The sequence below is a fragment of the Fusobacterium sp. JB019 genome, assembly GCA_030673965.1.
GTDB lineage: Bacteria > Fusobacteriota > Fusobacteriia > Fusobacteriales > Fusobacteriaceae > Fusobacterium_B.
Genome location: JAUTCN010000005.1, coordinates 141423 through 155428, shown reverse-complemented (window position 1 = coordinate 155428; position 14006 = coordinate 141423). Strand labels below are relative to the sequence as shown.

Sequence of the window (14006 nt, the reverse complement as noted above, 5' to 3'; positions counted from 1 at the left end):
AAATTGTATTTTTTGTGAAAATATAAAAATTTTAATCAAAGGAGACATGAATGAAAAATATAAAAAAAGTATTATTTTTTATATGGGTATTAGTTTTTCAAATAAGTATAATCTGTAACGCTTTGGCTAAAGAAAATAATGATCAGTTGATTAAAATTGGGTATATGGAATTTAGTGATTTTAATAAAATTGATAAAGAAGGAAATGCAAGTGGTTATGCCTATGAGTATATAAAAAAACTGGAAAAAAAGGGAAATATAAAAATAAAATTAATTTCAGGATCTTGGGATGGGATAGTAAAAAGTTTAGAAAATGGTAATCTTGATTTAATAATGTTAGGTCATATAACAGAGAAAAGAAAAAAGAAGTATGATTTTTCAAGATATAGTATGGGATATTCTAAAGGAATAGTTTATACAGAGCCAAAAAATGAAATTTATTATCAAGATTATAAAAATTTTAATAATAAAAAGATCGGATATTCTTGTGATCCTTTAGGGGAAAGATTTTTAGAATATGCAAAAGAAAATAATTTTAAATGTGAATTGATTAGATTTTCTTCAAGATTTAAAGCTGAAGAAGCATTGCAGAAACAAAAAATAGATATGATAGCTTCTGAAATAATGGAATATTCATCAACATTGAGAGCGGTAGATTATTTTGATTTATCACCTCTTTATGTTATGGGGTTAAAAGGTAGTGGTAAAATAGAACTATTTAATAAAGCTCAAAGAAAATTATATGAAGATAATCCTTTATTTAATACAAGTCTTATAAAAAAATATTATTCAAAAATTTATAATGAAAAAACACAACTTACAAGAGAAGAAAAAGAGTTTTTAAAAATTAAACCAGAGTATACCGTAGCAGTATTACCAAATCGATTTTTTTTATCACATTATGACAATAAAACTAAAAGATATGAAGGTATTCAAGCGGATATAATAAGAGCAATATCTAAAAAATCAGGGATAAAGTTAAAGATAAAAGGCACTAAGAATGGAGAAAATTTATTAACAAGTATTGAAAATAAGAGTACAGATATGTCTATAGGGCTTCAAAAAACAGAAAAGCTATTGTCTAATGAACAATTAGTTTTTGCTAAAAAATTAATTAAAATGCAATGGTCTTTTGTATATGAAAAAGATAGAAAAATAAATTTTAATAGAAAACAGATAATAGGTATTCCAAAAAATTTTTTATCAGTACGTGAATTTATAAAAAAAACTAAGCCAAATTGGATAATAAGAGATTTTAAAACTATAGAAGAGTGTTTTAGAGAAATTCAAAGAGGAGATATTAGTTGTACCGTTGTTAGTAATCTTGACGCACAATATTATTTACAAAATCCAAGATTTAAAGATTTAAAAATATATCCTATGCCTGTGATGGATAATTCTATGAATTTAGTTATATCATCTGATGTAAATCCTTTAGTGAAAAGGATATTGGACAAAACAATAATAAGCATGGATGAATCTATTTTTAAATCAATTGTAACTAAAAATGTAATGGAAGTTCATTATAAAATGGATTTTTCAACATGGCTTTATGCTTATAGATATGATTTGATGTTATCTTTTATTACGATATTAATATTACTTTATGGATTTCTAGTTCATTCTATGAGAATGCATAAAAAAAATAAAGAATTAGATAAAGCTAATTTAGCAAAAACTAACTTTTTAGCTAGAATGAGTCATGATATGAGAACTCCTTTAAGTGCAGTAATAGGTTTGTCTAACTTTGGAATAGATGAAACTAAAGATATAAAAACTAAAAAATATTTTAGACAAATTAAAGAAAGTTCAGAATATTTATTAGAACTTTTAACAGATGTTTTGGATCTTCAAAGATTAGAATCAGAGAATATATTTTTAAAAAATAAAGTTCAAAAAATAGGTGGAGTTTCTAATAAAGTTCAAACAATAATTAGAACTAAAGCTTTAGAAAAAAATATAGATTTTCAAATAGATACAGAAGAAATAGATAGAGAATATTATTCTAAATTTGATTCTAAAAGAGTAGAACAGGTATTGATAAATTTATTAAATAATGCGATAAAATATACTCCTTCAGGAGGAAAAGTTATATGGAAAACTAGATTTTTTGTTGAAAATAAAAGACTAACAATTATTGATGAAATATCTGATAATGGAATAGGAATATCTAAAGATTTTCAAAAAATAATGTTTAATGCATTTTCTAGAGAAAAAAATAAAGATACTTCAGAAACTGATGGAGTAGGGTTAGGACTTTCGATTTGTAAGAGGATTGTAGATGCTATGGGAGCGAAAATCTATTGTAAAAGTAAAGTGGGAGAAGGGACAACTTTTAAAATTATAGCTACTTTTGATTTGATAGATAAAAAAAGAATTAAAGGAAAAAAAGAGGAAAATTATCATAGAATAGATTTTGATAAATTTAAAGGTAAAAAAATATTAATATGTGAAGATATTGAAATAAATGCTAAGATTGTAATGAAAATATTAGAAAATCATAATTTTGATTATGCTTGGGTAAAAAATGGTAGGGAGGCTGTAGAAATAACAAGGGAAAATATATTCCATGCAATTTTAATGGATATAAGAATGCCTATAATGGATGGATTAGAAGCGACAAGTAAAATAAGAAATTTTAATAAAAAGGTTCCTATTATAGCATTATCTGCTAATGCTTATGATGAAGATATGGAAAAATCTTTCAAAGTAGGGATGAATAGTCATATAGGTAAACCTATAAATATAAAGGAGCTTATTATAGCTTTACATAAATTAATATAAGAATTTAATTTCATAAATATTAAGATTAAAGAAAGAGAATTAGTTTTTTCTCTTTCTTTATTTTTATTGACAAATAAAAATAAAGATGGTATACATATAGAAACACCCCCGTGCAGGGGGGGTAGAGGAGGATGTTTATAAAATGAATGAAGAAAGAAAAAAAGCATTACAAACTTTGAAAATAGCTAGAGGACAGGTTGAAGCTGCAATTAAGATGATAGAGGATAATAGATATTGTATTGATATTTCTAATCAGATTTTAGCTTCCCAATCTCTTTTAAAAAAAGCAGATATATTAATAATTAAGCAACATATGAAACATTGTGTAAAAGAATCATTTAAGAACAATAATGAAGATGAAAAAATAGATGAGGTTATAAAACTTTTAACCAAAATGATGGGAAAATAAAAGGAAGGGATTACTATGATGAAAAAAATATTGAAAATTCAAGGAATGACATGTGCTGCTTGTGCAAAAACTGTTGAGAGAGTTAGTTTAAAATTAGATGGGGTTACTAAAGCAAGTGTTAATTTAACTACAGAGGAACTAAGTATTAGTTATAATGAAGGATTAGTTTCAGAGAAAGAAATAAAAAAAGTTATTGAAAATGCAGGTTACACAGCTTTAAGTAAGGAAGAATTTCCTTCTTTTGAAGAGAGGAATAAAGAAAAACAAAGTGAAATTAAATTGCTTTGGAAAAGATTTTTAGCAGCAGCTATATTTACAGTACCTCTTTTATATATATCTATGGGACATATGTTCGGTTTAGCTTTACCCAATTTTTTAAACCCAATGATAAATCCAGTTAATTTTACATTATCTCAATTAATATTGACATTACCTGTTGTAATATTTGGATATAGATTTTATACAGTAGGAATAAGGACTTTAATTAAAGGAAATCCTAATATGGATTCATTGATAGCAATAGGAACTGGAGCAGCTTTTCTTTATGGAGTATATGCAGCATATCAAGTTATGATTGGAAATATAATTTATGCAAAAAATTTATACTTTGAATCAGCTGCAGTTATTATAACTTTAATATCTTTAGGAAAATATTTAGAAGCAGTTTCGAAAGGTAAAACTTCAGAAGCAATAAAGAAATTAATAGATTTAGCTCCTAAAATAGCAACGATTATTAGGGAGGAAAAAGAAGTTACTATTCCTATAGAAGAAGTCCAAGTTGGAGATATAATAATAGTAAAACCTGGAGAAAAGATTCCAGTAGATGGAAAAATTATAAGTGGAAATACTTCTGTTGATGAGTCTATGATTACAGGAGAAAGTATTCCGGTTGAAAAAAATATTGGGGATAATATAGTAGGTGCAAGTATTAATAAAAATGGATTTATAAAATATAGAGCAATAAAAATAGGAGAAGATACTACTCTTGCTCAAATAATAAAATTAGTCGAAAATGCTCAAGGTTCAAAAGCTCCTATAGCTAATTTAGCAGATGTTATAGCGGGATATTTTGTACCAACGGTCATAGGGTTAGCCCTTTTATCAAGTTTAGCTTGGTATTTTATAGGAGGGGAAACAGTTAAGTTTTCTTTAACTATTTTTATATCAGTATTAGTTATAGCTTGCCCTTGTGCTTTAGGACTAGCAACTCCAACAGCTATAATGGTAGGGACGGGGAAAGGTGCAGAAAATGGAGTTTTAATAAAAAGTGGAGTAGCTTTAGAAAAAACTCATGAAGTTGAGATGGTAATTTTTGATAAAACAGGAACAATTACAGAAGGAAAACCTAGATTAACAGATATAATTAATTTAGGGAATTTAGAAGAAAATAAATTATTACAATTAATAGCATCAGCTGAAAAAGGATCAGAACATCCTCTAGGAGAAGCTATTGTTAATGAAGCTATAGAAAGAGGAATAGAATTAAAAAAAGTGTCTTCTTTTGAAGCGATTCCAGGACATGGTATTGAAGTAAAAATAGAAGGTAAAAAGATATTAGCTGGAAATCTAAAACTTATGAAAGATAAGAAAATTAAATTAAAAGATTTAAAAGAGGCGTCAGATAGATTAGCTATGGAAGGTAAAACTCCAATGTATATAGCTGTTGATAATGAAATTGCAGGAATAGTAGCAGTGGCAGATACAGTTAAAAAAAATAGTAGAAGAGCTATTGAAAAATTACATGAAATGGGAATTAAAGTAGCGATGATAACAGGAGATAATAAGAAAACAGCAGAAGCCATAGGTAAGCAAGTAAATATAGATACAATTCTTGCTGAAGTTCTTCCGGAAGATAAATCAAAAGCAGTTAAAAAATTCCAAGGATATAATACAAAAGTTGCAATGGTAGGAGATGGAATAAATGATGCTCCAGCTTTAGCACAAGCAGATATAGGAATAGCAGTTGGGAGTGGAACAGATGTTGCTATTGAATCAGCAGATATTGTTCTTATGAAAAATGATTTAAGAGATGTTCCTACAGCTATTTTATTGAGCAAAAGTACTATAAAAAATATTAAACAAAATTTATTTTGGGCTTTTGCTTATAATACATTAGGTCTTCCTGTTGCTATGGGAGTTTTACATTTGTTTGGTGGGCCTTTGCTAAATCCAATGATAGCAGGAACGGCTATGAGTTTTAGCTCTGTATCTGTTGTAACTAATGCTCTTAGATTAAAAAGATTTAAAATAGAGGAGGATATTATGAGAAAAGAAGTTTTAATAGAAGGGATGAGTTGTATGCATTGTGTAAAGCATGTGACAGATGCTTTAAATGAAGTTTCAGGAGTAACAGATGTTAAAGTTGATTTAGAAACAAAAATAGCAGTTTTTAACGTTTTAGATAACATTAATGATGAAATTATAAAAAATACTATTGAATCAGCAGGGTATAAAGTTATTAAAATAAGTTAATAAAAATAAATTAAGGGGAAAATATTTTCCCCTTAATTAAATAGTAAAGATATATGAGTTTGTTTGAGAAAAAATCCATAACACCTTGACACATATTATTATTCAAAATATCTATTAAATTTCCTTTTTTTTAATTTGCTTTTAATTAAAAAAATAAAAAAAAGCTTTACAAATTAAGAATTACGGGCTATAACCATAGTAGTGTTTTAGATAAAAAATAAGGAGGAGAGGTATGACAAAAAAGGAATTTATAGCAGATATTGCTGAAAATGGAGCAATAGCAAAAAAAGATGCGGAAAAAGTGGTAAATTTATTTTTAGATACAGTTTCAGATAACCTAGAAAAAGGAAATTCAGTTAGTTTTGTTGGTTGGGGTAAATGGGAAGTAGTAAAAAGAGAAGCAAGAGAAGTCAGAAATCCTCAAACAGGTAAAAAAATGAAAATAAAAGCAAAAAAAGTTGTTAAATTTAGAGTGGGAAAAACTTTAGAAGATAAAGTTGCTAAATCAAAAGCTAAAATAAAATAAAAAAGATGAAAATAGAGTGAAATTAATTCACTCTATTTTTTTATTTATAAATTTAAGCGTTGAGTAAAACAATGTAATAATTTAAATATCCTGCAAAGCTTAACCAAATTATATATGGTAACTGTAAAACCCCTGCAAATTTATTTAGTTTAAAAAAATTGAATGTCATCCATATTACGCTTAGTAATAAGAACATATGTAAATAAAATCCTGGAATAATTAAATTGAATTTAAAAAATACAAATGGCCAAGCAAAGTTGGCTATTAATTGGATAAAAAAACTAGTTACTGCAAATTTATTTCTTCTTTTTTCAAGAATTAAATAAAATCCTATTCCCATAAAAGTATAAAGAAAAGTCCAGACCAATGGAAAAACAAAAGAAGGTGGAGCAAACTCAGGAAGAACAAGTTTCTCATATAATTCAACTGAATTTTGATTGAAAAATCCAGAAACCCCTCCAGATATAGCAGGGATTAAAAGACAAAAAAGAAACTTAGGTAAATTGAATTTTTTCATAAAAAGCCCCCTTAAATTAAAGTAATATAATTATATATATATTATACCCTAAAAAAATAAAATTACAAAATTATCTGTTTTAGCTACTTTATGAATTTAAATTTTTTAAAATATTTGATATAGCAATAGATGCAACTCCTTCTAATGCAGCATTTATTTTATTATAATCTTTAATATATTCATCTATTTCATAATGTTTGGTCTTTGAATTAAAAGTAGTAATGTTTTCAATGTCCTTAAAGACAATTTCATTATTATTGTCACTTATTTTAGCTTCAATAACCATTATAGGTTTTAGTTTTTTCGAAAGTCCTTGTCTTTGTCCGAAACCGTATAGTCTAACAATAAATTTTATTTCAAATTCTGAATTATCAGAATTATTTATTCCTGCTTTTTTTAATTCTTTGTTTGCTGATTTTAAAACAATATTTTCTATATTAATATTATTTTCTATCATAACTTTAATAAATTTTTCTTTTTTATTATCCATGCTATTTGCTAAAAAATCTCCAAGAAGACTATTTAATCCACCTTTTACACTACTTTGCATATCACTAAAAAACATATTATCTTTAATTATTACTGTTTTAGACAATTTTAATGACCTTGATTGTTTAAAGCTATTTAATTTTCTATTAGCAGGAGAACAACTGAATAGTGTTAAAGTTAATATTAATAATATAAAATTCTTTTTCATTTTATTTGCTCCTTTTTATAAGTTTAATAATTTTTTATTTTAAAAGTGATTATGATTATTTTAACACTGCAACTATATTTTAGTCAAAAAAAGTTATATTTAAAGTGAACTAATGTATAAACTTTTTTTAAAGAGAGATTATTTTTTTTCAGCTATAAAAGTTGATATTAAAATTAAACTTCCTCCACATAGTTGAAAGATATTGATAGGTTCTTTTAGATAAAATATAGATATAAAAACTGCAAATATAGGAGTTATGTAACTTAAGATTGCAACGCTTTGTCCAGGTATATTTTTAATGCAAGAAAAATAAATAAAAAAAGCAAATCCTGTATGTATAACTCCGATAACAATTAAATTTATTGATGAGATTATATCTAATCCTTTAAAATTAAAGTTTTCAAATATTAATAGATAAAATAGTAATATAATAATTGCAGAAAAAAATTGACCTAAAGTTTGTTCTAGAGAAAAAATATCTTCTAGAGATTTATTAATAATAATTACAACAGAATAACAAATAGCGGTTAGGAGGCCGTAGCAAATCCCTAAAGTGTGATTATATATAATGCTACTACTAGAATCATTGCTATTGTAAAAAATTAAAATCATACCAAATATAGAAATTAGAATACAAATTATTTTTTTTATGTCAGGTTCTTCTTTCAAGAATAAAATAGATAAAAAAAGCATAAAGATAGGAGCACAATAACAAGCAATAGTTGCTATTGAAAGAGTTGTATATTTATATGCTTGAAATAAAAAAAGCCAATTTAATCCTAGTAAAAAGCCTGAAGAAATTATTTTTCTTTTGTTATATATAATTTGTGTTAGAAAAATTTTTTTATTTTTGATTAAAGCTATAAAAACTAAAAATATAAATCCAATTATTGCTCTTATAAATGCTATTTTTCCAGAATCTAAATGTATTTTTTTTACAAAAACTCCAACAGTTGAAAATAATATGAGAATAAAAATAAATTTTAATTTATTCATGAAATCTCCTTTATAAAAAAGATAAGAAAAAATCTCGAGTTTCCTCGAGATATTAATCTATTCTTGAATTAGTTTAATGTAATAAGGGGTTCTTCTTGAAGAAATTAACTTTTCTTGATTGAACCACCATTTATTTTGCAAAGTTTCAAAAGTGAATATTAAAGTTTCTTCATCTTTATTAGAAGCAATAATAGGTTGATCAAGTCCATATAAAGGATCTAGTGTATAAAGACTACTTCTTCCTTTATAATTTTTCTTTGTTCCTACAAAGTTAGAAATAATAGTGTAAGCTTGAGAACTTAAAGCGGTAGAATCCCATAAAGTCATAGCTCCTTTAGGATATTTTTTAGCTGAAACGATTTTATTTATTTCCATATTGCTTCCGTATTGACCATACCAGGCTGAAGGGATAGCTATTATATCTGCTCTATTAATTGCTAAAACTCCTGATGCTTCGGGATACATGACATCTTCTCCAATTAAAATACCTACTTTTCCTAATTTTTCTGATTTGAAAACTGATAATTGATTTCCTTTAGTAGCCCATCTTTCATCTGTTTTACTTAAATGAGTTTTTTGATATGCACCGATTTTATTACCACTTTCATTAATGAAAATAGCACTGTTATATAACTTATCGTCTTGATTTTCTATTAATCCAAAAATTATACAAATATTATTTTCTTTAGCTAAATTAGAAAAATAATTGAAGGAATTATCATTTGCTTTTTCTGAAAGTTTTTTTATTTCTTCCAATTTCAAATTATCTGTTGGTCCGATTAAAGATAATTCAGGTAAAACAATAAGATTTATATTGTCATTTTTCTTTTTAGCTTTTTTGATTAGGTTAGAAACTTTTATTTTATTATATTCTTTATCTCCTACTTTAGGTTCATATTGTAAAGAAGCTGCTATAACTTTATTTGAATTTATATTTTTAGTGTAATCCCAAGGAGAAAGATAAAGCATTAAATCTTTATATAATTCAGGACGTCTTTTTTCTAGAGCTAATCTATTTTTATTATTATATTTTTTAGGGTCAATAGTTGCATAAATTATAGTAGATTCATCAATATCTTCTTCCTTTGTCATTAAGATAGGAGCTTCATTTAATTTTTTACCTTCTGGTGTCCAAATAGCACTTCCTCCTATCATATGAAACCCATTTTCTGTGTTTGATCTGTTAGCACTAACTACATAAAACCCATTTTGTTCTGCTCTTGCAGGTAAAGCAGAAATTGCTTGGGCTGATGAATTGGTAGGGAAAGCAAGAATATTAGCTCCTTGAATTCCTGCAAGGCGAGCACTTTCAAAATACGCGGAATCCATACAAATATTGATAGCTATTTTCCCTAAATTAGTTTCATAAACAGGAACTCCTAAATCTCCCCAAGCAGCCCAATGTTCTTCGCTTTCCCATTGGTGAGTTTTTCTATATTTTCCAATATATCCATTTGGTCCAACTAAGGCGGCAGAGTTATAATATAAATCTGTTGTTTTATCTATTTCTGGCATCCCAAAAATAATATAAGCATTGTATTTTTCGGTTAGCTTAGAAAATTTATCTGTGGTTTTACCAGGAAGAGAATCTACGAATGGTTTGATAGTAGATCTATTCTTATAGTAATAACCAGTTGTTGCCATTTCAGGAGCTACTACAAGTTTAGCTCCATTTTTAAAAGCTGTTTCAGTAACTTTTAATAAAGCATTTACATTTTTATCGAGTTCATTTAGTTGAGGGTTAAATTGAATGCTGGCCACTTTAAATGAGTTTTTAATTTTTTTATTATTTTCTTTTTTCTTGAAGCATCCAGAAAAAATAGATAGAAGAGTACATAAGATAAGTAAACTGAAAATTTTATTTTTTTTAATCTTAAAGTAGGTCATATAAATTCTCCTTTTATAGTTTTTAATTAACAATAAAGATGGATTTATATCCATCTTTATTGAGAGTATATATTTTTAAATTTGATTAATCATTAACTGCTGTAATTATTTCTGCTTCTCCTTCTCTTAATTGATTCATTGGCATTTTATAAGAACCATATTTAAATTTGCAAGTTAATAGCATTATAACTCCAATGGTAACAAGAACAGCTCCAACTGGGATTACACCCAAAGATACAGCAAAGACAGGAACCATAGTAACTATAAATAATTCAACTATAGATTGAAGAGTATATGCAGTTCCAAAATCACTTAATGTTCCACTTTTCATTTCAGGATCTACGATTCTTAAAAGAGTAACTCCAACTGCAACTACTCCAGTAATATATCCAAAAATAAATATAGATCTTTCAAACCAGAAGTTTCTAAATAATCTTCTACCTACAAAGAAAACTAAAATACATGGCCAAGCAATACCAACTGCAACAAGAACAAGGATAGGACCAATAAATTCTAATACAACTGATAATTTTATAGTAGCGATACCAAAAGCAACTAAATAATCAGTAACTCCACTGCCTGTTCTATCAATTATTCTTTTATCTACATATGTTCCATAACCAGTTTTATTTAAAATAGCTTGAATAAAAACTCCAACAATCATAGTAACACACATTAAAGGAACTTCTACTTTAGGAAAATAAGGTTTATATCCATAATAAATAGCATAACCTATTCCAGTAGTCATAAGTATTAAACCAATATGCCAAGCTAAAGGATCCATGGCCATAGGATGAACTGTTTCATCTCCCATTGTTTGTCTTTTTTCTAAAGGGATCATTCCTGTTTTACATTCTTGAGGTAAAGCACCTATACTTTTAACTAATCTTGTAGCGCCTTTTCTAGTAGCGTAGTTAATACAAATTATTCCACCAAAAATTCCACTTAAAAGACCTAAAGTAGCAAAAGTTTGACCTATTACAACTCCATCATTTCTACCAAGTAAGGTGTTAATAGTTCCTCCTATAGCAGCTGCATATCCGTGTCCGCCCATAAATCCTGCAGGAAGAAGAACTGCTATTTCAGAAAAGACATTTGGAAATAAGAAAATTACCAATGCACCACCTACTAAACAAGCTAATCCAAAACATAATATTTCACTAGACATATTTATTAAGAATGTGTCGCCTACTTTATGTACTGTTTCTTTTAAGCTAAACTTTTCTTGCTTACCTAAAAATATACCAGCAAATAAAACACAAACTAATAAATAAGGATAAGATCCTGTTTTACCACTGAATGGTAAAATGTTTAAAAATTGTGGACCTCCAAATAATCCTAGGAAACCGGCTACTAATGAAGAAGGAATATAATAATTTTGTAAAAATTTTATTTTACTTCTCATGATTTGTGCAATAAATAAAAGACCTGACATAATACTGAAATCTAACAACATTGAATACGGCGTGAAATTCATTTTTACCCCCTTGTTTTGTATAGTATAAACATCAAAAATATTAGATCTTAATATTATAGACAGAAGGAATATCAATATCTAATATCTTGATAAAGCTAGAATTTCTAGCTTTATCAAGGTGATTTTATTTATTTTAATTATTTAAGAAATTTAGCGAAGAAATTATCTAGATTATTCATTAATTCTAAGAATTTAGGATCTTCATCAAACATCCATTCATTATGTTTTCCTTCAACAAAGTATAACTCTTTAGGTTCATTTGCAATTTTATATGCTTCATCAGCTTCTATTCTGTCATGAAGTTCATTGTATTTTCCATGTCCTACAAATATTCCACATTTAAGTCTTTTTAAAGCATCTTCTACATTAAATCTAAAGAAAGAATCTGCTATTGCTGTTGACATTGCTGTAGGGAATGATTCTCCAGCATCACCATCGGCTATTTTATCTACTCCACCATTTATTTTTTTAAGAGTGTTATCTACATAGAAATCTCCAGATTCAGTAATATTAGGATAAGCAACATAAGGATGTCTCATAACTAAGTCACCAGTAGTAGCTCTAGTCATTTTATCTTCTTCTAACATTTCAAGTGCTCTATGATATTTATCATTTCCCATACCCATTCTCATCCAACGATCACCATCTACAAAAGAGTTAAGTGTAGCAACTACTTTAACAGTTGGTTCACGTCTAGCACATTCTATACAAACAGCACCTCCAACTCCCCAACCGATTAATCCTATTTTATCTTTGTCAATTTCAGGTTGAGCTTTAGCAAAGTTGATAGCTGCACAAATATCTTCAACTTCTCTTTCTAATGTAGTGTATTTCGCTATTCCTTCAGTTGGTTTAAATCCTCTATAATCAAACCCTATACAAATGTAACCTTTTTTTACTAAGTTTCTTGAGAATAGTTCAGGGTAAACTACTTTTATTCCTGTCCATCCTGAGTTAGCGATAACTACTGGTCTTTTTTCTCCTTCTTTGTAATCATCTGGATAATAGATAGATCCTAAAACTTTGTCACCTTCACTGTAAAAAACTACGTCTTTTTGTTTCATTTACATCACTCCTTGTTTGAATTATTTTCATTTTTATATTTGGTTTCTTTTGATACATCTATTAAATCACAGCTAAAAGAATTTGTCAAACCTTTTTTTGATAAAAAAGTTTTTAAAAACTTTTTTATGCTTCTTTCTTTTCTTTTTTTGGGCAGTTACCTTGGGAAAATTTATAAAATAAATTTTAGAATATTTATTTATTTTATAGATTATGTTATGATAATTTTAGATAAAGGTTTAATTAAAAAAATTCCTTTTTATATTTGATTTCTTTTGATGATAAAAAATATAAAAAGGAGATTAATTATGAAAGAAAAAAATAAGGATATTATAAAAAGATTATTAGAAGGAGCCTATGATCTTCATACTCATACAGAACCTTCTGCTTTTAATCGAGCTTTGGATGATTTTGATTTAGTTAAAGAAGCAAATGAATTTAAGATGGCAGGAGTTTTAATAAAGAGTCATTATGAACCTACTCAGTCAAGAGCAGCTTTAGTGAATTTAAAGAGTAACTTAAAAACAAAAGCTTACGGGGGAATAGTTTTAAATTGGCCAAATGGAGGATTAAATCCTTACGCAGTAGAAAATGCTTTGAAAACTGGAGCAGTTATAGTATGGATGCCCACAAGGGATTCTGAAAATTGTTTAAAGTATGGGGATATGCCTGGAGATTTTTTTAAAAGACCAGGAATTTCAGTATTAGAAAAAAAAGGAAAATTAAAACAAGAAGTTTATGAGATATTTAAAATAATGAAAAAATATAATGGATATTTAGCAACAGGACACTTAAGTGTCGAAGAATCTATTTTATTATGTGAAGAAGGAAGAAAATTAGGAGTTAATATGATTCTTACTCATCCTGAATGGCAAAGAACGATGATTGATGGAGAAACTCAAAAATATTTATCTAGTTTAGGAGTTTTAATAGAAAAGAATTGGTTAAATATTGCAGAACAATCAGTAACAGCAAAGGAAATGGCAAATAATATTAGAAGTGCAGGATTTGAAAATGTATATCTTTCAACAGATAGAGGTCAAAATGGTTTTGAAACACCAGTTTATGGAATGATGAAATTTATAGAAGTTTTACTTGAAGAAGGATTTACAGAAGAAGAAATTAGAACAATGGTTCAAGAAGTTCCTAAATTAATTGTAAATAGAATATCAAAATAAAA

At 27.1% G+C, this 14006-nt stretch carries 11 protein-coding genes; 5 read left to right on the top strand and 6 right to left on the bottom strand.

Annotated elements, in window-relative coordinates; genetic code table 11:
- The first annotated feature begins 50 nt into the window (after positions 1 to 50).
- The 4 genes from Q7K47_04970 (at position 51) to Q7K47_04955 (ending at position 6190) form a co-directional block, all read left to right on the top strand.
- Entirely contained in the window at positions 51 to 2783 is a 2733-nt protein-coding gene (locus Q7K47_04970) for a transporter substrate-binding domain-containing protein (protein MDP0506568.1), read from the top strand.
- 142 nt (positions 2784 to 2925) lie between these two features.
- Positions 2926 to 3192: a metal-sensing transcriptional repressor gene (locus Q7K47_04965; protein MDP0506567.1), complete on the top strand. Its 267-nt coding sequence runs from the start codon at positions 2926 to 2928 to the stop codon at positions 3190 to 3192.
- Positions 3193 to 3207: 15 nt separating this feature from the next.
- A complete protein-coding gene (locus Q7K47_04960) occupies positions 3208 to 5664 on the top strand; it encodes a heavy metal translocating P-type ATPase (GenBank protein ID MDP0506566.1) in 2457 nt (818 codons plus the stop codon).
- Positions 5665 to 5896: 232 nt separating this feature from the next.
- A complete protein-coding gene (locus tag Q7K47_04955) occupies positions 5897 to 6190 on the top strand; it encodes an HU family DNA-binding protein (GenBank protein ID MDP0506565.1) in 294 nt (97 codons plus the stop codon).
- Positions 6191 to 6242: 52 nt separating this feature from the next.
- Here the strand turns inward: Q7K47_04955 and Q7K47_04950 are convergent, their stop codons facing one another.
- From Q7K47_04950 to Q7K47_04925, 6 genes are all read right to left on the bottom strand, one after another.
- The gene (locus Q7K47_04950; GenBank protein ID MDP0506564.1) at positions 6243 to 6707 is read right to left on the bottom strand and encodes a TspO/MBR family protein; all 465 of its coding nucleotides are present in this window, start codon (positions 6705 to 6707) and stop codon (positions 6243 to 6245) included.
- 88 nt (positions 6708 to 6795) lie between these two features.
- Positions 6796 to 7404 (bottom strand): hypothetical protein, encoded by a 609-nt coding sequence (locus Q7K47_04945; GenBank protein ID MDP0506563.1) that lies wholly within the window; start codon positions 7402 to 7404, stop codon positions 6796 to 6798.
- A 138-nt stretch (positions 7405 to 7542) separates the two neighbouring features.
- Entirely contained in the window at positions 7543 to 8400 is an 858-nt protein-coding gene (locus Q7K47_04940) for a DMT family transporter (protein ID MDP0506562.1), read from the bottom strand.
- 57 nt (positions 8401 to 8457) lie between these two features.
- Positions 8458 to 10287, bottom strand: coding sequence for a nitrilase-related carbon-nitrogen hydrolase (locus Q7K47_04935; GenBank protein ID MDP0506561.1), 1830 nt, complete (start codon positions 10285 to 10287; stop codon positions 8458 to 8460).
- A gap of 85 nt (positions 10288 to 10372) precedes the next feature.
- On the bottom strand, positions 10373 to 11764 hold the full coding sequence (locus Q7K47_04930; GenBank protein MDP0506560.1) for a sodium/glutamate symporter: 1392 nt from the start codon (positions 11762 to 11764) through the stop codon (positions 10373 to 10375).
- 137 nt (positions 11765 to 11901) lie between these two features.
- Positions 11902 to 12828, bottom strand: a complete 927-nt coding sequence (locus tag Q7K47_04925; GenBank protein MDP0506559.1) for an alpha/beta fold hydrolase — start codon at positions 12826 to 12828, stop codon at positions 11902 to 11904.
- 306 nt (positions 12829 to 13134) lie between these two features.
- Here Q7K47_04925 and Q7K47_04920 point away from each other — a divergent pair, with 306 nt between their 5' ends.
- Positions 13135 to 14004, top strand: a complete 870-nt coding sequence (locus Q7K47_04920) for a DUF6282 family protein (protein ID MDP0506558.1) — start codon at positions 13135 to 13137, stop codon at positions 14002 to 14004.
- The last annotated feature ends 2 nt before the right edge of the window (positions 14005 to 14006 follow it).

What these genes read in the sequence shown, in the direction of transcription:
- Q7K47_04945 (MDP0506563.1), bottom strand. Translation starts at nt 7,404, where the DNA reads ATGAAAAAGAATTTTATATTATTAATATTAACTTTAACACTATTCAGT.
- Q7K47_04950 (MDP0506564.1), bottom strand. Translation starts at nt 6,707, where the DNA reads ATGAAAAAATTCAATTTACCTAAGTTTCTTTTTTGTCTTTTAATCCCT.
- Q7K47_04930 (MDP0506560.1), bottom strand. Translation starts at nt 11,764, where the DNA reads ATGAATTTCACGCCGTATTCAATGTTGTTAGATTTCAGTATTATGTCA.
- Q7K47_04940 (MDP0506562.1), bottom strand. Translation starts at nt 8,400, where the DNA reads ATGAATAAATTAAAATTTATTTTTATTCTCATATTATTTTCAACTGTT.
- Q7K47_04960 (MDP0506566.1), top strand. Translation starts at nt 3,208, where the DNA reads ATGATGAAAAAAATATTGAAAATTCAAGGAATGACATGTGCTGCTTGT.
- Q7K47_04955 (MDP0506565.1), top strand. Translation starts at nt 5,897, where the DNA reads ATGACAAAAAAGGAATTTATAGCAGATATTGCTGAAAATGGAGCAATA.
- Q7K47_04935 (MDP0506561.1), bottom strand. Translation starts at nt 10,287, where the DNA reads ATGACCTACTTTAAGATTAAAAAAAATAAAATTTTCAGTTTACTTATC.
- Q7K47_04970 (MDP0506568.1), top strand. Translation starts at nt 51, where the DNA reads ATGAAAAATATAAAAAAAGTATTATTTTTTATATGGGTATTAGTTTTT.
- Q7K47_04965 (MDP0506567.1), top strand. Translation starts at nt 2,926, where the DNA reads ATGAATGAAGAAAGAAAAAAAGCATTACAAACTTTGAAAATAGCTAGA.
- Q7K47_04925 (MDP0506559.1), bottom strand. Translation starts at nt 12,828, where the DNA reads ATGAAACAAAAAGACGTAGTTTTTTACAGTGAAGGTGACAAAGTTTTA.
- Q7K47_04920 (MDP0506558.1), top strand. Translation starts at nt 13,135, where the DNA reads ATGAAAGAAAAAAATAAGGATATTATAAAAAGATTATTAGAAGGAGCC.